Here is a 20,473-nt window from a genome sequence, read left to right as displayed (position 1 = left end):
TTGATTACTCCGCCGCATGCTGTGGCGTATTGTGCGATTGCTCCATCGTGCCCGAAGCATGACGACGCAGGAAGTCGATCAGGGCACGGACGGCAGGCAAGGTGTAGCGCTGTCGGGGATAATACAGGTGCCAGCCGGGAAACGGCGGCGAGAATTCCTGCAGCAGTGGCATCAGCGCGCCGCTCTGCAGCAGCGGCGCCATCCAGCGATCCGACCAATAGGCAAAAGCAATGCCGACGCCCTGCGCCGCGGCGGCCAGCGCGACCTCGCGATGCGACACGATCAGCGGTCCTTCGACGGCAATCGCGATCCAGTGGCCGTCCTGCTGAAACTCCCAGTTATACAGTCTGCCGCTGCCCGGCTTGCGCCAGTTGATGCAGCGATGCTGATGCAGGTCGGCGGGAACAGCGGGGCGTCCGTGGCGGGCAATGTAGTCCGGTGATGCCACGGCGACCTGATGGATCTCGCCGCCGAGCTTGACCGCGACCATGTCCTTTTCGAGCAACTCGCCGAGCGTGATGCCGACATCGAAGCCTGTCTCGACAATGTCCCGGACAGCATCGTCGATCGACAATTCCAGGGTGATGTCGGGATAGGCGCGGTGGAATTCGCCGAGCAGCGGTTCGATCAGCGTGGTGGAGGCCAACCGCGGCAAATGAAGCCGGACTGTTCCGGCAGGACGATCGCGCAAATGGCTGACGTCGCTGACGGCCGCGGCCATCTCCTCCATCGCCGGCTTGAACCTGGCCAGCAGCCGCGAACCCGCCTCGGTCAGCGACATGCTGCGGGTGGTACGGTTGAGCAGGCGAATGCCGAGGCGCTGTTCGAGCTCGCGGATCGTCTGGCTCAGGGTAGAGGGCGAGATCCGCAGCTGCTCGGCAGCGCGGGCGAAACTGCCGTGCTCGGCAATCATCGCAAAGGCCCTCAGGTCGGCATATTCGGAGCCGCGCATTATGCTCTATTTTCCAATGATCGAATGCAGGTTCTGTACGATATCCCAAATAGTAAGGAGATCATAGGTTGCTGTCGTCGAAGGAAGCCGGCGGCCGCGCAGCGGCGCGATCGGGCCTGTCGATGCGAGCAATCCCGGAGAGGCCACTCTCCCAGCACAGGCGCCGTCATGACCAAGAAGACGTTTCTCATCACCGGCATCAGTTCCGGTTTCGGCCAGGCCTTCGCGCGCGCGGCGCTCGATGCTGGCCATGTCGTCGTGGGGACCGCCCGCAACGAGGCCGCGTGCGATGCGTTTGAGGCCCTCATGCCTGGCCGCGCCAGGGCGGTGCTGCTCGATGTCACTGACTTCGATGCGATTGAGGCTTCGGTCCCCGACGTGGAGCGCGAAGTCGGCCGCATCGATGTCCTCGTCAACAATGCCGGCTATGGTCATGAAGGGGTGCTGGAAGAATCGCCGCTGTCGGAGATGCGGCGGCAATTCGACGTCAACGTGTTTGGCGCGGTGGCGATGATCAAGGCGGTGCTGCCCGCCATGCGGCAGCGCCGCTCCGGCCATATCATCAACGTGACTTCGATGGGCGGCTTCGTCACCATGCCCGGCATCGCGTATTATTGCGGCAGCAAGTTCGCGCTGGAAGGCATTTCGGAGGTGCTCTCCAAGGAGTTGGCCGGCCTCAACATCAAGGTCACCGCGATCGCGCCGGGCTCGTTCCGCACCGACTGGGCAGGCCGCTCCATGGTGCGTTCGGAACGGTCGATCGCCGACTACGACAGCCTGTTCGATCCGATCCGCAAAGCCCGCGAAGACAAGAGCGGCCGCCAGACGGGCGACCCGGCGAAGGCCGCGCAGGCGCTGCTGCAGATCGTGGACGCCGTGCATCCGCCGGTGCATCTGCTGCTCGGCAGCGACGCGCTGAAGTTGGTGCGCGACAAGCTGGATACGCTCAGTGTGGAAATCACGGAGTGGGCGGGCCTGACGGTGTCGACGGACTTCGTTGAAGCGAGCGCGCCGATGCATGCGCCGGCGAAAGTCGATTAAACCTCTGTCGTTCCGGGGCGCTTCTGGATTCCGGGTTCGCATGCCAGCGGCTTCGCCGCTGTCCTGCGCCCCGGAATGACAGTCACCCCGCGCCGATCAGCGGCAGCGCCTCGTCGCGCTCGTAGAGATACAGCAGACACCGCAGCGCTTCGCCGCGTTCGCCCTTGAGCTTGGGGTCGTCCTGCAGAATCCGCAGTGCTTCGTCGCGGGCCTGCGTCACGAGTTGTGCGTGCACCTCGGCGCGCGCGATGCGGAAGCCCGGCAAACCGCTCTGGCGGGTGCCGAGCACGTCGCCTTCGCCGCGCAGTTTCAGGTCTTCCTCGGCGATGCGGAAGCCGTCGGTGGTTTCCTTGATGACGTTGAGGCGCTTGGCGGCGATCTCGCCGAGCGGCTCCCTGTACAGCAGCAGACAGGTTGAGGCCTCCGAGCCGCGGCCGATGCGACCGCGCAGCTGGTGCAGCTGCGACAGACCGAAACGTTCGGCGTTCTCGATGATCATGATGGTGGCCGCCGGCACGTCGACGCCGACCTCGACCACGGTGGTGGCGACAAGGACCTGCGTTTCGCCCGACGCGAAACGCGCCATCGCCTGATCTTTCTCGATGCCGCGCATCCGGCCGTGCACGAGCCCGACCTTGTCGCCGAAACGTTGTTGCAGGCTTTCGAAACGCTCCTCCGCATTGGTGAGTTTCGGGCCATCCATTTCGGATTCCTCGACCAGCGGCACGATCCAGTACACCAGCTTGCCGGCGTCGATCTGCCGGCCGACGCGGTCGATGACTTCCTGCAACCTGCTGCTCGATGCCGTCCGTGTCTCGATCGGCTGCCGGCCGGCGGGCTTTTCACGCAGTTCCGAGACATCCATGTCACCGAAATAGGTCAGCACCAGCGTGCGCGGGATCGGCGTCGCCGACAGCACCAGCACATCGACGGCGCTGCCCTTGTTGGTGAGCGCCAGGCGTTCGCGGACGCCGAAGCGGTGCTGCTCGTCGACTACTGCCAGCGCCAGCGAATGGTAGATCACGTCATCCTGGATCAGCGCGTGGGTGCCGACCAGCATGTCGATCTCGCCGGCCGCGAGGCGCGACAGAATATCCTTCCGCTCGCGGCCCTTCTCGCGGCCGGTCAGGATCGCAACCCGCATCCCGGCGCGCTCGGCGAGCGGCGTAATGGTCTTGATGTGCTGGCGCGCCAGAATTTCAGTCGGCGCCATCAAAGCGGTCTGCTTGCCGACTTCGGCGACGGCCGCGGCGGCAAGCAGCGCCACCACGGTCTTGCCGGAGCCGACGTCGCCCTGCAGCAGCCGCAGCATGCGCATTGGCTTGGTCAGGTCTTCCGCGATCGCTGCGGAGGCTTCCTGCTGCGATCGGGTCAGCGCGTAAGGCAGCGCATCCATGATCTTTCGCCGCAGGTGGCCGTCGCCGGCATTGCGGTCGCCGGCGGGACGGCGCACCTGCGCGCGGACCAGCGCCAGCGCCAGTTGCCCGGCCAGCAACTCGTCGAACGCCAGCCGCGACCAGAACGGCCCTTCCGGCAGGATGTCGGTCATCTCGACGGGGACGTGGACGCGGTGCAGCGCCTCGCTCAGCGACGGAAAGCTGCAGCGTCGCATCACCTCCGGGCTGATCCATTCCGGCAGCGCCGGCAGTCTCTGCAAAGCAAGGCCGACTGCGCGGCGCAACGCCCCGATCGCGAGGCCCTGGGTCAGCGGATAGACCGGATCGATGCCGCTGAGCTTGGCAAAGCCTTCCTCGTCGATGACGCGGTCGGGATGCACGATCTGCAGAATGCCGTCGAACAATTGCGTGGTGCCGGAGACGAACCGCTTCTCGCCGACCGGCAGGATCTTCTCGATCTGGCCGGGATAGGCGCGGAAGTAGGTGAGGATCACATCGCCGGTGTCGTCGCTGGCATAGACCAGATGCGGCGCGCGCGAGCGACCGGTGGGGGCGGGGCGATGCCGGTCAACGGTGACCTCCAGCGTCACCATCTTGCCGATCTCGGCGTCGCGGATCTTCGGCCGGGCGCGGCGGTCGATCACGCTGACCGGCAGATGCAGCAGCAGGTCGGCGATCCGCGGGGTGTCGTCGCGGTCGAGCAGGAACCGCAGCAGTCTGTCCAGCTTCGGTCCGATGCCGGGCATGGTGGTAACCGGCGCGAATAACGGATTGAGCAGTTCAGGGCGCATTTATTGTCAAGTAGGGCTTGAGAGTGGGGCGTCAACGAATAGCATTGAAGTATCGGAAAAAGTCAAAAAAGCTAAACGAGAAACCTAGTATACGAGTAGCGAGGGAATATCAGTTGCAGAGTGTATTTTTATCTGGGCGAGACAGCAAATGGTCGATAGTTCGCGCATTGGATCGCTTGACTCTAAGCACTTCGGATTTATCGAAAGCATCTTGATGAAACAGGGTGTTGTCGCGCCCATAGTGACGCCGGATCTAGTCGATGATGAAAGTCGGAATTTCATATCGCCACGTGACCTGTCTGCAAAGTATGAAATCAACGCATGGAAAACTCGCTTTCAAATCTCCGTTGATGTGCAGCATTGCTTTGTTTTGTCGGCGAATGCGAATGCCTTTGCTGCATACACGCCAGCAGTCCCAAACACCTATTACATTGCTATTTTCTTAGGTGCGTTGCAATCAAACGTGATCTTTCCAAAGCTGATTGCGCATCCCGCTGTTCGTAGACTTCTGGGACTGCCGGAATCATTGGGTGAGATAGACCATCCTGATGAAGTCGTCGTTCTCTCAACGATGGTAACCTCAGCATTCTTGTGGCTGGTCAATCATGAGTTGGCGCACATCAAGAACGGTCATCTTCACCTCTCTAATCGTATTTCTCACGGCATGTTTTCTGCGGAAGCAATGCAACTCACAAATCTCCAAGACAACAACTTGACACAGCATACCCTCGAGATGGACGCTGATTCGTTTGCGTCTGGTCGTATGGTCAGTTGGATTATCGGATATTCAGCGCAGCACCCTCATCATCCCGTACTAAACAACAACATGGGAGCTTTTCGTCTGTTTATTCTGAGCTTGTACGCGATTATGAGAACCTTCGATCGAGCCGATTGGTCAGTAGATAATCTTCTCGCATACTCTCATCCACCTGCCTTAATCCGATGCTCTAGCTTAGCGACGTGGGGAGGCGCCTTTTTGCAGCAAAAGCCCGGCATTGGAATTGATCTGCAATCCTGGCTTGCCGAAGCTGCGGAGTGCATCTTTGCCGCAGAGGAGGCCTTGACGGGGTCGCGCATTCTTCAAAATCACGGCGATCTCCGAGGATTTTTCTTCGATGGAAGTGAACGTGCCCCTTGGAATATCTACTCGGACCGGATGTTGTCGAGGTGGTCTAAATTGCGACCAGAGTTGTTGCCCCATCTATTGGGTGGAGTTCTGGCTCCTGCTCAAGCCTCCCCTTTGTAATATAACCATAACAGGCCACGGCGTTCGATAGGGTGAAGTAGCGGACGCGAGGTCAGAATGCTCGATCAACCTTGCAAGCAGGAACCGCAGCAGTCTGTCCTGCTTCGGCCCGACCCCGGTCAGGCTGGTGACCGGAACGAACAGGGGATTGAGCAGTTCAGGGCGCATTACGGTTGGAAAGCTCATTTCGGGCGGACGGGCCGGCGGTATGGCCCAGACTTGAATGCATTTCGGCCGGATTGCAATGCGTCAGCGGGTGCTGACAGGGCGGGAGGCGACCGCTATATCAGGCCAACCCGGCACGTCCGGGCTTTCGGCGTTTGGACGGGATGGGCGGATGACGGGTACGACACGATCGAGCAGCGGTCTGGATGATCGCCGCAAGCGGCTGCTGTTTCGCTGCTGGCACCGCGGTACCCGCGAGATGGATCTGATCCTGGGCAGCTTCGCGGATGCCGAGATCGCGGGTCTCGCCGACCTGGAGGTCATGCAGCTCGAGGCCCTGATCGACCTGGAGGACCCGGACCTATATCCGGCCTTCGTCGGCTACACAGAATTGGCGCCGGAATTTCGCACCCCGCTGTTTGAGCGCATCAAGAGCTTCCGTAATCTGGACAAGCCCGCATGAAAGCGCCGACCGTCTCCCCCGCGGCGCAGCTTGCGCCCGGCCGTGCGCTGACGTTCGCCAATGTCGCCGACGGCGCCGAAGGGCTGATCGTCAGCGATCTGGCCCGCGCCGTCGCCGCAAAGCCGAAACCGCCGGCGGTGACCCTTGCGGTCGTATGCCGCGACGGCACGCGGATGCAGAACCTGGCGCGTGCGCTGGAGTTCTTCGCGCCGGACATCGGGGTGATGCAGTTTCCGGCGTGGGACTGCCAGCCTTATGACCGCGTCTCTCCGCATGGTGGCGTGCTGGCGCAGCGGCTGACGACGTTGGCGCGGCTGTCGCGCCTCAAGGGCAGCGAGAAGCCGCTGATCGTGCTGACCACGGTCAACGCCATCGTGCAACGGGTGCCGGCGCGCGAGGTGATCGCGGCGCAGGCGCTGTCGGTGGCGCCCGGCAATGTCGTGCCGATGGACTCGATCGTCAGTTGGCTCGAGCACAACGGCTACAACCGCTCCTCCACGGTGCGCGAGCCCGGCGAATACGCCGTGCGCGGCGGCATCCTCGACCTTTTTCCGGCCGGCCTCGACCAGCCCGTGCGTTTCGACTTCTTCGGTGACAGCCTGGAATCGATCCGCAGTTTCGATCCCGAAACGCAGCGCACCCATCTCGATATGCGCGCGCTCGATCTCGTGCCGGTGTCGGAATTCCAGCTCGTCACCGAAACCATCAAGCGGTTTCGCATGGGCTATGTCGCGATCTTCGGCGCTCCGGAACGCGACGATCCGCTCTACGAGGCGGTCAGCGAAGGCCGTCGCCATCCCGGCATGGAGCACTGGCTGCCGCTGTTCCAGGAGCGGATGGACACGCTGTTCGACTATCTCGACGGCACGCCGATCGTGGTCGAACCCGAAGGCGAAGCGGCTGCCAGCGAGCGCTTCCGGCAGATCACCGACTATTACGAGGCCCGCAAGGAAGCGATGGGCATTCCCGGCGGCGGCGCGCTGTACAAGCCGTTGCCGCCCGACCGGTTGTACCTGACCGACGAGGAATGGCACGACCGTCTCACTGACGCAGCATTGGTAAGACTGACACCGTATGCCGTGCCTGAGCAGAGCGCGGGCTTTGTCGATGCCGGCGCGCGGGCAGGGCGCAACTTCGTGCCGGAGCGCGCGGATGCCTCGATCAACGTGTTTGCTTCCGTGGTCGCGCATATCGAGGCGCTGCATGCGGCGCGCAAGAAGGTCGTCGTAGCGTTGTGGAGCGAAGGCTCGCGCGACCGCATGGGCAGCATGCTCAAGGACCACAAGCTGCTTAACCTGCAGAGCGTGAATTCCTGGCGAACCGTGCTGGCGACGCCGCGCAACCTGACCATGCTGGCCGTGGTCGGCATGGAATCCGGTTTCGAGACCGACCAGATCGCCGTCATCAGCGAACAGGACATTCTCGGCGACCGTCTGGTGCGGCCGCGCAAGGCCAGCCGCAAGCTCGACAACTTCATCTCGGAAGTCACCAGCCTCGCGGCCGGCGACATCGTCGTCCACGTCGAACACGGCATCGGCCGCTTCGTGGGATTGCAGACGCTGCAGGTCGGCGGCGCGCCGCATGACTGCCTCGAACTGCGCTACGCCAACGAAACCAAACTGTTTCTGCCGGTCGAGAACATCGAGCTGCTATCGCGCTACGGCTCCGACACCACCAACGTCGAACTCGACAAGCTCGGCGGTTCCGGCTGGCAGGCGCGTAAGGCGAAGCTGAAGAACCGCATTCGCGAGATCGCCGGCGAACTGATCAAGATCGCCGCCGAGCGTCATCTGCGCGAGGCGCCGAAGACAGTCGTGCAGCCGCATCTCTATGACGAGTTCTGCGCGCGCTTCCCCTATGAGGAGACGGAGGATCAGCAGACGGCGATCAACGCCGCGCTCGGCGATCTCGAAAGCGGCCGGCCGATGGATCGCCTGATCTGCGGCGACGTCGGCTTCGGCAAGACCGAGGTGGCGCTGCGCGCGACCTTTGCGGTGGCGCTGGAAGGCAAGCAGGTCGCCGTCGTGGTGCCGACCACGCTCTTGGCGCGCCAGCACGCCAAGAATTTCACCGAACGCTTCAAGGGCTTCCCGGTCAATGTCGCGCAGGCCTCGCGGTTGGTGACGCCGAAGGACATGACGCTGGTCAAGAAAGGCCTGGCGGACGGCACCATCGATATCGTCGTCGGCACCCACGCGCTGCTGGGCAAGGCGATCAAGTTTAAGGATCTCGGCCTCGTCGTGGTCGACGAGGAACAGCATTTCGGCGTCACCCACAAGGAACGCCTTAAGCAGTTGCGCGCCGACGTCCACGTGCTGACGCTGTCGGCGACGCCGATCCCGCGCACGCTGCAACTGGCGCTGTCCGGGGTTCGCGATCTCTCGATCATCGCCTCGCCGCCGGTCGATCGTCTGGCGGTGCGTACTTTCGTGGCGCCGCACGATCCCCTGATGATCCGCGAAGCCTTGCTGCGCGAACGTTATCGCGGCGGCCAGGCGTTCTACGTCGTGCCGCGCATCGACGACCTCGCCGACGTCAAGGACTTCCTCGACAAGCACGTGCCGGAGATGAAGGTCGCGGTCGCGCATGGCCAGATGGCGCCGACCGTGATCGAGGACATCATGTCCGCGTTCTACGACGGCAAGTTCGACGTGCTGCTCTCCACCACGATCGTGGAGTCCGGCCTGGATATTCCGACCGCCAACACGCTGATCGTGCACCGCGCCGACATGTTCGGCCTGGCGCAATTGTACCAGCTGCGCGGCCGCGTCGGTCGCTCCAAGCTGCGCGCCTATGCGCTGTTCACGCTGCCGTCGCAGGCCAAGGTCACCGCGCAGGCGGAGCGCCGGCTCAAGGTGCTGCAGTCGCTGGAAACGCTCGGCGCGGGCTTCCAGCTCGCCTCGCACGATCTCGATATCCGCGGTGCGGGCAACCTGCTCGGCGAGGAACAGTCCGGCCACATCAAGGAAGTCGGATTCGAACTGTACCAGTCGATGTTGGAGGAGGCGATCCTCAACCTCAAGGCCGGCGTCTCGGAGCCTGTTGCGGACAGGTGGTCGCCGACAATCACCGTCGGCATGCCGGTGTTGATCCCCGAGGATTTCGTCAACGACCTCGCGGTGCGGTTGTCTCTGTATCGCCGGCTGGCCGATCTGGAAACCGACGACGAGATCGACAACTTCGCAGCCGAGTTGCGCGACCGCTTTGGCGTATTGCCTGACGAAGTGCGTTATCTGTTCAAGATTGCCGCGATCAAGGCCTATTGCCGCCGCGCCAATGTCGAGAAGCTCGATGCCGGTCCGAAGGGCGCGGTCATCACCTTCCGCGACAACAAGTTCGCGCAGCCGGAGCGGCTTGTGTATTTCATCCGCTCTTACGGTCAGGCCGCCAAGGTTCGTCCGGACATGAAGGTCGTGTTCCTGCAGGAATGGGAAACCCCGGAAGAACGCCTCGAAGGCGCGACGGAGATCATGCGCGCGCTGGCCAATCTGGCAGAGAAGAAAAAGGCGGCTTAAGCGGCTCCGTTTCCCGGACGCGGTGCGGCATTCTTATGCCGCTCCGCAGATCGGGGATCCCGGTTGGGACCCCGGATCAGCAGCGCGCCACGCTGCATGCGCCGCGCGTTGCGCAGCATCCGGGGAACGAAAGCCCACACGAAAAGGCCGCCGGCATTGCTGCCGGCGGCCTTCGTTCTGTGAAGCGCGACAATTACTTCGGATACTTGAATTCCGGAGCCGCCTTCAACGCTTCCTTGGTGGTGTTCATGGTCGCCAGCCACTTGTTGTTCTTGGTGTCGTACTTGACGTTGACCGACGACGGCGAGACCGCGACGTAGTGTTCGCCCATCCCGAGGAAGCCGCCGACCGACAGGATCATCGCATCGATCTTGTCGTTCTTTAGTGCCAGATCGGTGATTTCACCGATCGACTCTTCCTTCTGGTTATAGACGTTGAGACCCTTCAGCTTCGAGCTGAACATCTCGTCCTTCGATACGGTCGAAAACTTCGCGTCAGCGGGGGCCGCGCCGGTAGTCGTGGTCGATTGAGCCAGGACCGGGGTGGCGAGCAAGGCGAGCGATGCGGTGATCAGTGCAAGCTTTTTCATGATGTAGTCTCCATTGTAACGATGAAATTACAATGCAAGCCTTGCGGTATCGTTCCGGATTATTTGCGCAATCTCAGGACGCCTCGCGCTGCGCGGTGTCGCCATGCAGACGCGCCAGAATCGATTTGGCGGTGTCGCTCGGCAGCAGGGCGGCGAGCGTGAGGTTGGGGTCGTTGCGGGTGTCGCGCTTCGGGCCGTGCATGGTGTGCTTCATCACGCTGGAGAGCCGCTTGGCGATCATGTGCGCGTTGCGCAGGTCAGTCTCGGCGAATACCACGATGATCGAGCCGTCCTCGCGCAACGTGCCGAAATCCATCTTGCGCATCAGGCGGCTGAGAATCCGCGAAGCATCGCGGCGGACGCGGTCGGGGATCGAGTCGAACGAGAACCGCACCGCGGCGAGGCCGCCGCCACGCGACTGCGTCTGGTAGACGGCGGTGGCAAGGTCGCGCTCGAACGCGGTGGTCGTCAGCAATCCCGTCGTGGCGTCGAGCAGCCCATCGGACTCGATCGCCTTCAGGCTGCGGTTCAACCGGACTTCCAGCGCATGCTGGCGAACCAGCGGCAGGGCTGCCGCTGCGACATCGGCAGCGTCGCCCGCGATCATTTCGAGATTGGCCAGATCGTAGTTCGGTGCAAGGCCGGGTGCGCCGACGATCACCGGCAGGTTGCGGAAGCGGGCGTCTTCGGCAAGCACCGTGAGAAAAGCGTCGATGACGCGCTGGCTGAAACCCTCTGATATCACGATGCCGTCGAGATCGCGCGAGTTGAGATGTTTCGCCGCCGACTCGATGCTGAGCGCGCCGACCACGCCGACGCGTTCGCCGAGCGCCACGGATAGAGCGGGATAGCCGGCGCCGCGGCCGATCAGCATCACGGTGGCGTCTTCGAGCGGGTCCGGCGTCTGCAGAGCGGTGCGCTGGACGTTCTCGGTGGTGAGGCGGCGCATTACCGTCGCGTGCAGCGTGCGCACCCGCAGCGCGTTGCGCAGCCGCGCGCTGAGGCGATCGTAATTGCCGGCAGTATGCGAGAAGGGGATTGCATGGCCCGGCAGGTCCGTCGTCGGATCGATCGCAATCAGCGGCACGTAAGGCTGCTTGGCGCCGAGCCGTTTCGCCAGCGCCTGGAAGGTCGGCATGTCGGCCTCTTCCGCCGAAACCAGCACCGCCGCCGGCTGCACGCGCGCCACCGCATCGAGGGCGTCGTGCCAGGTCGCATCGATCAGCGGAAACATTCTCGTCGCGACCAGCGCCGCCGCGAATGTTGCGGGCTGCTGGTTGGAGACGACGACGATGGTAGCCTGATCGGACATACTGGTTTCCGGTGTGCACCTGCGGGGTGTCACACGCTAGCCGGGCGTCCTTAATAGCGCGTCAATACGGAGCGCTGAGTGCCGATCAATCAGCCGCGGGGCGATCGCGAAACGCTTCCACCATCAACGGGTTGAGCCCGAGTTCGGTGAAGGCGTCGCGGGCGCGCGCATTGTCGCTGGTGCGGCCGGCAAGGCGGTAGCCGCTGAGCCGGTCCGGCAATGCCGTGAGCATCGCGTTCTGGCCGAGCCGCTTGGCCCATTCGCTAAGGTCTTGCGACAAAAAGCGATAGCCGCCGACGGCCATGATCCCGATCGGTGGGGCCGTGATGCAGATCGCGCCGGTCGAGCGATCGAGCCGTGCGGCAAAACCGGTATCGACGTAATCGATCGCCTTGCCGCTCACCAGCGAGTTGCCTGACTCCGAGGTCGGGGCATAGGCCACGGCCGGGACCATCGGGCCGCGCAGCCCGAGCGTTCCCTTCGGCGTGATCAAAATTTCTCCGGCGATCGAAGAGCTGGCGACCGCGCGCGGCGCGCCGTGTGCTCCCGGCATGATCGTCGCGGGCAGGCCATCGGCCGCGCGGCGCGCGCCGAACAGGCCGGCCTCGCCAAACAGATAGAGGTCGGTGAAGGTTGCCTGCGGATGGTCCCACGCTGCGCTGCTGGCGACCTGTTCGGGGGCGCGCCACAGGCCGAGCACGTGGCGCAGGGTCGGCGTGCGGTCGAGCAGGCCGGCTTCGGCGAGGCGCTGCGCCAGCGGCGCGGGAGCGACCAGCACGTCGCAGGCGGCAGCATTGATCTCGCGCTCCATCACCTCGATGTCGAACGGATGGTGCAGCGCCAGCACGCCTCCGCTCAACAGCCACGGCACCAGCGATGCCGCAAGGCTCGCGAAGGACGACGGCAGCAGCGCCGACAACAGCGTAGCGCCCTGCGGCAGGCCGCTTTCCAGGAATACCGACAATCCGCCGGATATCAGGTGCAGATGCGAGCGCGGCACCGCGCGAAAACCGTCGGCGGTGACGTCGAAGGTGACGATCGCGGCACGGCGGGCATCGGCGGGGACGGTCACGGGTTCGGCGAAGTCGGCTGCCATCACGTCGTCGAGCGAGACCATGCCTTCCGGCAGATCCTGGCCGAAGCCACCGACATAGCGAATCGAGAAAGCTTCGGCGGCGGCGTTCATCGCGAGATCGGCATGGCTGACGCCGTCGATCTTGCTCGACGTGACGATCGCGCGGGCGCCGCTGCGATTGAGTGCAATAGTGAGATCAGCCTGCCGCCACAGCTGCGGCAGCAATGCCACGATCAGGCCGGCGCGATGCGCAGCCAGCATCGTCAGCACGAATTCCACGGTGTTCGGCATCTGCACCGCGATCACCGAATTGGCCGGCAGTCCGTATTCGATGAAATGCGCCGTCAGCGCCGCGATGGCGCGTTCGGCCTGCGCGAAGCTCAGTCGCATCGGCGCAGTCCCGGTGACGCGCATCTTGTCGGCGGGGTCGATCAGCGCCAGCGCTTCCGGCTGGCGGCCAAGCACGCGCTGAAACAGGCCATCGAGGGTCGGTGAGGCGTTCGGGGGGGTGGTCACGTTGTCACTTCCGATCCGAGGCTACTTGCGATTTGCGGCTTTCGACCACCAGCTCTCCGGGAGATAGCCCGTCAACGCCGATGCCTGTGGCCGTTCTATCCGATTCCATCGCGCAATCCATTGTTCACGCACGTTGTAGAGCGGTATGGCGTAGAAGCCGGCGATCAGCACGCGGTCGAGCGCCCGGACGGCATCGACGAACGGGCCGCGGTCGCGCGCCTCCAGCATCGCGGCGATCAGCGCGTCGATCGCCGGATCCCTGGCGCCCATGTAGTTGCGGGTGCCGGGCAGGTCGGCAGCTTCAGTCCCCCAGTAGAAGGATTGCTCGTTGCCGGGTGACAGCGACTGGTCCCAGCGGTTCTGGATCATGTCGAAGTCGTAAGTAAGCTTGCGCTGGTCGAACTGCACGGCGTCGATCGCCCGCACATTCATCGCGATGCCGGCGCGCTTGAGGTCGCGGGCAAACGCCAGCGCGATGCGCTCCTGGTCCCGGCTTGTCACCAGGATCTCAAAGGCGAACGGCGTCTTGCTGCCGCGCTTGCGCAGCACGTTGTCGTCGAGGTCGTAGCCGGCCTGCGCCAGCAGTTTGAGGGCTTTTTGCAGGGCCGGGCGGTCGCGGCCGGTGCCGTCGCTGACCGGCAGGCGGTAGCTGCCGTCGAGCACGTCTGCCGGCATTTGCGCGGCATAAGGCTGCAGCAGCGCGCGCCCGCGGTCGTCGGCGGGGCGCGTATAAGCGGACAGTTCGGAGCCGGCGAAAAAGCCGGCCGAGCGGGCATAGAGGCCGAAGAAATACGTTCGGTTGATCCATTCGAAATCAAACAGCAGCGTCAGCGCCTGGCGGACGCGAATATCGGCGAACAGCGGACGCCTTGTGTTGAACACCAGGAATTCCGACGGCTTCGGCAGGCCTGTCGTGATGCTGTCGCGGATCACCTCGCCGGATTTTGCCGCCGCAAAGTCATAGCCGTCGTGCCAGCGCAACGGCTCGTTCTCGACGCGGAAATCATACAGCCCGCGCTTGAACGCCTCGAAGTGCCCGTTGGCCTCGCGGTAGTAGTCGAGCCGGATCTCGTCGAAATTCCACAGCCCGCGATTGACGGGCAGATCGCGGCCCCAATAGTCGGGGTTACGCGTCAGCGTCACCGCGGCGCCGGGCTTCACCGCGGTGACGCGATAGGGCCCGGAGCCCAGCATGGGCGCCATCGAGGTTTCCTCGAAGGTCTCGGCATGGACGGCGTGTTTCGGCAGCACCGGCATCAGGCCGAGGATCAGCGGCAGCTCGCGGTCGCTTTGGCCGCCGAAGTCAAACCGCACGGTGCGGGCGTCGAGCGCTTCGGCGTTGCTGACCTTGGCGTAATACTGGCGGTGGTTGGGGCGGCCCTTGTCGCGCAGCAATTGCCAGGAGAACAATACGTCTTCGGCCAGCACCGGCGTGCCGTCTGAAAAGGCCGCGCGCGGGTCGAGCCGGAAGGTAACGAAGCTTCTCGCGTCGTTGGTTTCTACGCTCTGCGCGAGCAGGCCGTACAGCGTGAAGGCCTCGTTTTGACCGCGCGCCATGAGGCTTTCGACCACGAAGCCGCGCGTCTGCTGCACGGCGAGGCCGCGGACGATGAACGGGTTGAGGCTGTCGAAGGTGCCGTGCAGGCCGTAGACCAGCCGGCCGCCCTTGGGGGCGTCGGGGTTGGCGTAAGGCATCGCCGTGAAGTTTGCGGGCAAAGCCGGCGCGCCGTGCATGGCAATGGCATGGCGGGGCTCGGCCGCCACCGGACGGCTGGCGATGGCCGAGAGCACGGCCAACGCCACGGCGAAGGTCGCCACGCGCGACCGGGCCGGAAATACAGGAGCGCTTGTTCGATTTGATTCGCGACAGCTCACGCCAGTACTCTAGCATGGCTGCTATCAACATCCCCGGCGGACGCAGCAAATACGGTTGTCGCCATTGATCTTTTCGTCCGCCGCTGTATTGAAGGCATGCAATTGACGAGGACGGCGCGGCCGGTCACGTATCTGCCTTAATTGGCTACGAGACACCCGCCAACGGGTCAGAGTCAGCGCCGCCTCCGGGTTTCGGGCGCCACCGTTCAGAAAGGGTTTTCCGCAATGAATTTCCGTCTCTTGGCTGCGTCGGTGTTGCCGCGCGGGCGGGTTCTCGCCCTGCTGGCGGCGAGTGCGCTGACGGCGACCGTTCTGGCCCCCGACGCCTTCGCCCAGGCGCCTGCGCCCGGTGCGCCGGCCGCGGCTCCCAAGGCTGCTGCTCCCAAGGCTGCGCCGAAAGCCGCGCCGAAGGCCGCACCGGCTCCCGCCGCCCAGGCGCCCGCGGCACCCGCTGCTGCGACCCCGCCCGAGCAGCAGGTTCAGCTGATCTACGCGCCGTGGACCAAGTTCTGCCTCAAGGGCCAGGACGCCAACGCCAAGCAGGTCTGCTTCACCGGCAAGGACGGCCGCATCGAATCCGGCCAGCCGGTGATCGCTGCCGTGATCATCGAGCCGGAAGGCGAACCGAAGAAGATCCTGCGCGTCACGCTGCCGCTCGGCATGCAGCTGGTGCACGGCACCCGCGTCATCATTGACGCCAACGCGCCGGCACAAAGCCCCTACGTGATCTGCTTCGCCAATGGCTGCATGTCGGATTACGAAGTGACCCCGGAATTGCTGGCCAATCTGAAGAAGGGCCAGAACCTGATCGTGCAGGCGATCAACTCCAACGGCGCACCGCTGACGCTGCCGCTGCCGCTGGCCGAATTCGCCAAGGCCTATGACGGCCCGCCGACCGATCCGAAGGTGTTCGAGGAAACCCAGAAGAAGCTGCAGGAAGAACTGCAGAAGCGCGCCGCCGAAGCCCGCGCCAAGCTGGAAGCGACCCCGCCCGCCGGCGCCGCTCCGGCCGCTGCCCCGAAGTAAGCAGTTCATCGCAGAACACGAAAAGGCGCCCTTTGGGGCGCCTTTTTTGTTGCGCAGCAGGGCGGCGCATCAAACCTTGTTGCGGGCCGCCAGTGCGAGACCGATCAGCGAGGAGCCGCCGATCACCAGGTTGATGCCGACCAGGAGGCCGATCGCCCATTCGGCGGAGCCGGGCAGGCCGGAGATGATGAAGAATGCAATCAGGATGTCCATCAGGCCGGAGAATGCCATCCAGCTCCAGCGGTCGGACAATTCCTTGCGGTGCTGCAAGGCGTACATGATGGTGGCGACGCCTTCGGCGAGGAAGTAGGCGCCGACCACCAGCGTCAGCGTCAGCAAGCCCTGCGCGGGCTTTGCCAGCAGGATCAGCCCGGCGCCGATGCCGAGCACGGCGGAGGCCAGCGACCACCAGAAGCCCGGCGTGCCGCGCGCCCAGAATGTCATCACGAGGCCGGCTATGCCGGAGATCAGGAACATCCAGGCCAGCATCACGGTAACGGCAATGCCGGCGATCGGCGGCACGAGGATCGCGGCGAGGCCGAGGATCACCAGTATGATGCCCTCGAACAGGAAGGCCTTCCAGTGCGCGCGGACGGCATCGCTCATCTTCGATTGCAGGGCGGTGAGGTCATGGGGAAGCGTCATGTGCAAAATCCTGATGCTGGCACCGGTTGGCCGGTGGCGCGTAGGTTACACCCTGTTGAATTGCCGTAACGGAGATTTGTTCACTGTTGCGCGGGAGCCGCGATGCGCAGCCGGTTGCGGCCGAGCACATAGGCGGCCGCGGCCAATGCCAGCAGGACGATGCCGACGACGATCGAGGCCAGTCCGAGCGGCACCAGTAGCATCGTCACGTTGCGATCTGGCTCGGCGAGCCAGTGCCGCAGCGATGACAACAGGAATGCGGTGCCGGCGAAGCCCGCGCAGCCGCCGGCAATCAGGAGCGCCCACATCGTGCGCAACTGGTTCAGCCGGGCGCGCGACACCTCGCTGTGTGGCGCGTGGTGCGCGCCGATCCGACGCACCAGCCGTGCCGCCAGCGCGATGGTGCCGAAGCCGATCAACAGGCCTGCGCCCTCCGGCGCACGGCGCGTGATTCCCACGAATTCCGGATATTGTTGCAACACCAGAAGCGGCAGGTCGAATGCGGCGTGCAGCAGCCATGGCGCCACGATGATCAGCGCGCTCGCGCGCAACGTGGCGAAGCGGTCGCGGCGGTGCGCGCCAAGCGCGTTGCCGGCCCGTGCAATCGCAATATAGGCGCCGCCAATGACGCCAAGCGCGCCGTGGAACGGCACCGTCAGTACGCTGCGCAGAACGGCCAGCGAACGCCACATCTCCGGATATTGCAGCAGGTAGACCAGGTTCTCGTAAGCGGCGAAGCCGAGGCCGGCGGCGGCGCCGTACACCACGGCGTCCATCGGGTCGGCGGAATGGCTGTGCCGGCGGGCCACAATCAGGATCACCGCGATCTTGACGACTTCCTCGGGTGCGGCGACGCCGAACAGCGCGTGCAGCAGCAGCGCCAGCGCGGGACTGTCGGTCAGGCCGAAAATGCCGGCGAACAGCGCGCGGGCATAGCCGAGGATCGAGATGCTGGCGGCGCCGAGCCCGAAGGCCGCCCAGACGAGGGAGGGCGGACCCGGCCGCTCGTCCGCGGCAATCACCAGCCACAGCGCCAGCAAGGCCGGCGCGACGGCGGCGATGCCGATCACGGTGGGAAGCGATTCGAGCGGGTTCATGCCGTGAAGTATAGCGGCGGCGCGCCCGTGCGATAGCGACTGCTGTGCCGGCCGCGCCAGCGGGAACCATTTGCCGTCCGGCCGATTGGAGTTGCAACTTCATATGCGAGACAACGCCATGACCGACGACGACACGATGCCTCCCTACATCTATGAAGGTATCGATCCCGTGCCCGAGCCGAAATCGACCATCGCCGAGGTGTCCGACACCGTGAAGCAGACCGTGCACCGCATCGGCGACGCCATCGAGACTGGAAAGAAGCCGGGCATGCCGCTCAGCCTTCTCGCCAACATGGCCCGCGAAGCGCCGCTGGGATCATTGCTGGCGGCGTTCCTGCTCGGCATGGCCGTGGCGCGACGTCGCTAGAGCCTGTTTCGTATTTGCCGGATTAGTCCTCGGTGGCAGCAGAATTATTCATGCACAGCCGCGCCCGACGTCGCGCGACGCGGGCCCATTCGACGAGTGTCAGCGAATGTTTTTAGGCACCAGGCTGACGGGCTTGGATGCCCGCGGCTGTGTGTAGTTTACCGGCTGAGGGGCTTGAAATACCGACTTGCAGCCCTCGCTCAACTGCGATCGCCGCTGGATCATGCAGGCCGTGACGCGGCCGACATCTGGAATCTCCGAACTGCACAATCGCATCGCGTCGCCGGTGCAAAGCTGCTCCTGCTCGGCAGTGTGCGCCTGCGCGATGGTGGTCAGCGCACCGAGCGTCAGTGCGGTGGCAACGGTGAGTTTGGCTGCGGCGGTGAATGTCATGGGATGTCCCTCCAAAGGCGAAGCGCCCGCTTCGTTGTCAGGAGGAATAGAGGATCATCGCTTCAGGAGTTTTTCGCGCGGCACGGAGAATGGTTTCGTCCGGCGGGGTTTTGTTTCGTCGCCACGCGGCCAGGCCCGGTCATGTGCTTGACCCTAGCTTGCTGCCGGTGCCTGAGCGACTTCGACGACATGGCGGTCCGCTCTTACCTGGATGATGATGAAGTAGGTCTTCTGATTTCCCGATGGCGGTGTTGTCGGTGGCGACAGGTGCAGCTGTCCTGCGTACCATTCTCCAGACATCAACGTATTGTCCTTGATAACGGATTGCTCAAGTTGAGCCATATTCTGCTTCCCGCGCTCGATGGTCGCAGCGAACATCGCTTCGTTCTGGGCTTTCGATGAAGCAATCCAGGCAGCGCGGCTGCTGAAGTCTTGGTTGGCTCAGCAGCGGCTGGCGACAGGGATTTCGCCGGGAGCCAGTTGGCCGCTGGACAACTATCCGGCCTTCGAAATCTTCTTGTGCAAGTGGCCGGTCTCGTAGTCGCGGCGGAGCTGACTCAGCGAGGTTTCATTGAGCTTGGGAAGGATGTCGGTCAGCGTGGCGGTTTCGGAATGCCCGGCGGCGAAGAACTTGCCGTAGATCTTACGCAGCGTGGCGAGAGTTGTACCGCCGTGCTTGTTGTCGATATCCGCGTCGTGATTTTTTTCAAGCGGAGTGTGCTTCATCGGTAGCTCCCTGCGGGAGGCATGACCCGGCATCTTGAACGATGCGGATTGCGTCCGGCAGGTAAGAGTAGACGTCTGGCTCCGGCGGACAAGCGAAACTTTCCACCAACGACCTAACCGCAATGGCCCACGAAAAAGGGCGACCATGGGCCGCCCTCTCTCATCTCGGAAACCAGGCTTGTTACTGGCAGATGTGCCGGTGACCGTCCTCGCCGCGGAACAAGGTGCCGGGCTGACAGACGAAGCCGTTGCGTTGTGCGTAGCTCTGGCCGCCGTAGGTGTCGTTGTAACGCTGGTCGTAGGCATAGCTGCCGCGGAACGGAGCCGTCGCAATGGCGCCCGCCGTGCCGACTACACCGCCGACGATCCCGGCTGCGGTGTCCGCTGGCCAGAACCCGGTATCACGGCGATCGTAGGCGGTGTGGTCGTAGGATTGGCTGCGCATGCTGCGCTGTGTCATGTCCTGCGCCAGAACCGGGGTGGCGATCACGGACGAGAGAATGGCAGCGGCTGCCACGAGTTTCATCCTTGTCATTGGTTTCTCCTTCGTTGTGAGGAACGCCCAACTAATCGCCGGCACGGGCCATCGTTCCGAAATGAGTTCGCTGAATTTTCAAACGAATGTGAGTTCCGAACCAATGCCATTGAGGGAACCGCGATGCCCCGGGTGCGGCGTCAGCCGCGGGTCTTGCCGCGCTTGCGCTGGGCCACGGCCTTGGAGCGCCCCTTGCGGATCGAAGCGCTAGCCTTGGTGCGTGGCCGCTCGCGGACCTCCGGCTGGCTGGCTTCCGGCGGAATGCTGGCGAACGACTGCCGGAGATTGTCGAGCGCGCCAGTAAGGCTACCGACCTGATCGGTTAGCTTGCGGGTCTCGGCTTGTTGCGACGCGAGTAGCCGGGTCATCACCTGGAGCTGATCCTGCACCAACTGCAACTGGTCGATCGACTGCTGCTGGGTTTCCTCGAGGCCCTTGGTCTTCTCCACCAATTGCTCGGAGGCTTGGGCAACCCGGGCCTGGTTGACGCGGGCGGTGACGACGCGGTCCTTCTCCGGCGCCCCGGTATAGCTGCGCCAGACCGCGATCGTCGCAACGCCACCAATCAACAACACCAGCACGGCCGCCGTGATCGCAATCGGCTGCGTTCCGATCCGCCATGCGGTGCGGTGGTTCGGTTGCAGGATGGGGCTGACGGGTTGTCGTGGCGTGACATCGATCATTGGAGTGGAATTCCAATTGTGAACGATAGTTCCGAACGATGGCCGCGATCATATCGAGGGCAGG

The 20,473-nt window shown here is 63.9% G+C and carries 19 protein-coding genes; 6 read left to right on the top strand and 13 right to left on the bottom strand.

Features of this window, described 5'->3' with window-relative positions:
• Positions 1-4: 4 nt before the first annotated feature.
• Entirely contained in the window at positions 5-952 is a 948-nt protein-coding gene (locus JWQ24_RS02435; RefSeq protein ID WP_299803893.1) for a LysR family transcriptional regulator, read from the bottom strand.
• Between the two features lie 168 nt (positions 953-1,120).
• On the opposite strand from JWQ24_RS02435, the gene JWQ24_RS02430 reads away from it, so the two are divergent.
• Positions 1,121-1,993, top strand: coding sequence for an oxidoreductase (locus JWQ24_RS02430; RefSeq protein WP_299803890.1), 873 nt, complete (start codon positions 1,121-1,123; stop codon positions 1,991-1,993).
• 82 nt (positions 1,994-2,075) lie between these two features.
• On the opposite strand, the gene recG is transcribed toward JWQ24_RS02430, so the two are convergent.
• The gene (gene recG, locus JWQ24_RS02425; RefSeq protein WP_299803888.1) at positions 2,076-4,181 is read right to left on the bottom strand and encodes an ATP-dependent DNA helicase RecG; all 2,106 of its coding nucleotides are present in this window, start codon (positions 4,179-4,181) and stop codon (positions 2,076-2,078) included.
• A gap of 148 nt (positions 4,182-4,329) precedes the next feature.
• Between recG and JWQ24_RS02420 the strand changes: the two genes are divergently transcribed.
• The 3 genes from JWQ24_RS02420 to mfd all read left to right on the top strand — a co-directional run bounded on the left by JWQ24_RS02420 (position 4,330) and on the right by mfd (position 9,570).
• Positions 4,330-5,427, top strand: a complete 1,098-nt coding sequence (locus JWQ24_RS02420; protein ID WP_299803886.1) for a hypothetical protein — start codon at positions 4,330-4,332, stop codon at positions 5,425-5,427.
• A gap of 337 nt (positions 5,428-5,764) precedes the next feature.
• A complete protein-coding gene (locus JWQ24_RS02415) occupies positions 5,765-6,055 on the top strand; it encodes a succinate dehydrogenase assembly factor 2 (RefSeq protein ID WP_299803883.1) in 291 nt (96 codons plus the stop codon).
• Complete coding sequence (gene mfd / locus JWQ24_RS02410; RefSeq protein ID WP_299803880.1) at positions 6,052-9,570, top strand: transcription-repair coupling factor; 3,519 nt, start codon at positions 6,052-6,054, stop codon at positions 9,568-9,570. Before JWQ24_RS02415 ends, mfd begins: the two co-directional genes overlap by 4 nt.
• A gap of 193 nt (positions 9,571-9,763) precedes the next feature.
• Here the strand turns inward: mfd and JWQ24_RS02405 are convergent, their stop codons facing one another.
• From JWQ24_RS02405 to JWQ24_RS02390, 4 genes are all read right to left on the bottom strand, one after another.
• Positions 9,764-10,159 carry a PRC-barrel domain-containing protein gene (locus JWQ24_RS02405; protein ID WP_299803877.1) on the bottom strand — a complete coding sequence of 132 codons (396 nt, stop codon included), beginning with the start codon at positions 10,157-10,159 and terminating at the stop codon, positions 9,764-9,766.
• A 73-nt stretch (positions 10,160-10,232) separates the two neighbouring features.
• Positions 10,233-11,471 carry a GGDEF domain-containing protein gene (locus JWQ24_RS02400; protein WP_299803874.1) on the bottom strand — a complete coding sequence of 413 codons (1,239 nt, stop codon included), beginning with the start codon at positions 11,469-11,471 and terminating at the stop codon, positions 10,233-10,235.
• 85 nt (positions 11,472-11,556) lie between these two features.
• Positions 11,557-13,062 (bottom strand): class I adenylate-forming enzyme family protein, encoded by a 1,506-nt coding sequence (locus tag JWQ24_RS02395; RefSeq protein WP_299803871.1) that lies wholly within the window; start codon positions 13,060-13,062, stop codon positions 11,557-11,559.
• 21 nt (positions 13,063-13,083) lie between these two features.
• A complete protein-coding gene (locus JWQ24_RS02390; RefSeq protein WP_299803868.1) occupies positions 13,084-14,880 on the bottom strand; it encodes an extracellular solute-binding protein in 1,797 nt (598 codons plus the stop codon).
• A gap of 282 nt (positions 14,881-15,162) precedes the next feature.
• Between JWQ24_RS02390 and JWQ24_RS02385 the strand changes: the two genes are divergently transcribed.
• Positions 15,163-15,963: an invasion associated locus B family protein gene (locus JWQ24_RS02385; RefSeq protein ID WP_299803865.1), complete on the top strand. Its 801-nt coding sequence runs from the start codon at positions 15,163-15,165 to the stop codon at positions 15,961-15,963.
• Between the two features lie 69 nt (positions 15,964-16,032).
• On the opposite strand, the gene JWQ24_RS02380 is transcribed toward JWQ24_RS02385, so the two are convergent.
• Both JWQ24_RS02380 and JWQ24_RS02375 read right to left on the bottom strand, forming a co-directional pair.
• Entirely contained in the window at positions 16,033-16,608 is a 576-nt protein-coding gene (locus JWQ24_RS02380) for an HdeD family acid-resistance protein (RefSeq protein ID WP_299803863.1), read from the bottom strand.
• Between the two features lie 80 nt (positions 16,609-16,688).
• Positions 16,689-17,705 (bottom strand): PrsW family glutamic-type intramembrane protease, encoded by a 1,017-nt coding sequence (locus JWQ24_RS02375; RefSeq protein ID WP_299803860.1) that lies wholly within the window; start codon positions 17,703-17,705, stop codon positions 16,689-16,691.
• Positions 17,706-17,823: 118 nt separating this feature from the next.
• Here JWQ24_RS02375 and JWQ24_RS02370 point away from each other — a divergent pair, with 118 nt between their 5' ends.
• On the top strand, positions 17,824-18,072 hold the full coding sequence (locus JWQ24_RS02370) for a hypothetical protein (RefSeq protein WP_299803857.1): 249 nt from the start codon (positions 17,824-17,826) through the stop codon (positions 18,070-18,072).
• A 99-nt stretch (positions 18,073-18,171) separates the two neighbouring features.
• Here JWQ24_RS02370 and JWQ24_RS02365 read toward each other — a convergent pair whose 3' ends face one another.
• The 5 genes from JWQ24_RS02365 to JWQ24_RS02345 all read right to left on the bottom strand — a co-directional run bounded on the left by JWQ24_RS02365 (position 18,172) and on the right by JWQ24_RS02345 (position 20,409).
• Entirely contained in the window at positions 18,172-18,465 is a 294-nt protein-coding gene (locus JWQ24_RS02365) for a hypothetical protein (RefSeq protein WP_299803856.1), read from the bottom strand.
• Between the two features lie 153 nt (positions 18,466-18,618).
• Complete coding sequence (locus tag JWQ24_RS02360) at positions 18,619-18,843, bottom strand: hypothetical protein (protein WP_299803853.1); 225 nt, start codon at positions 18,841-18,843, stop codon at positions 18,619-18,621.
• 117 nt (positions 18,844-18,960) lie between these two features.
• Positions 18,961-19,191 carry a hypothetical protein gene (locus tag JWQ24_RS02355; RefSeq protein ID WP_299803850.1) on the bottom strand — a complete coding sequence of 77 codons (231 nt, stop codon included), beginning with the start codon at positions 19,189-19,191 and terminating at the stop codon, positions 18,961-18,963.
• Positions 19,192-19,372: 181 nt separating this feature from the next.
• Positions 19,373-19,726, bottom strand: coding sequence for a hypothetical protein (locus tag JWQ24_RS02350; protein ID WP_299803847.1), 354 nt, complete (start codon positions 19,724-19,726; stop codon positions 19,373-19,375).
• A 140-nt stretch (positions 19,727-19,866) separates the two neighbouring features.
• Positions 19,867-20,409: a hypothetical protein gene (locus tag JWQ24_RS02345; RefSeq protein ID WP_299803845.1), complete on the bottom strand. Its 543-nt coding sequence runs from the start codon at positions 20,407-20,409 to the stop codon at positions 19,867-19,869.
• Positions 20,410-20,473: the final 64 nt, after the last annotated feature.

The sequence above is a fragment of the Tardiphaga sp. genome (assembly GCF_028290495.1).
In the GTDB taxonomy this organism is placed as follows: domain Bacteria; phylum Pseudomonadota; class Alphaproteobacteria; order Rhizobiales; family Xanthobacteraceae; genus Tardiphaga.
Note: the sequence above shows the minus strand (reverse complement) of the source record. Positions and strands in the feature narration are given on the sequence as shown.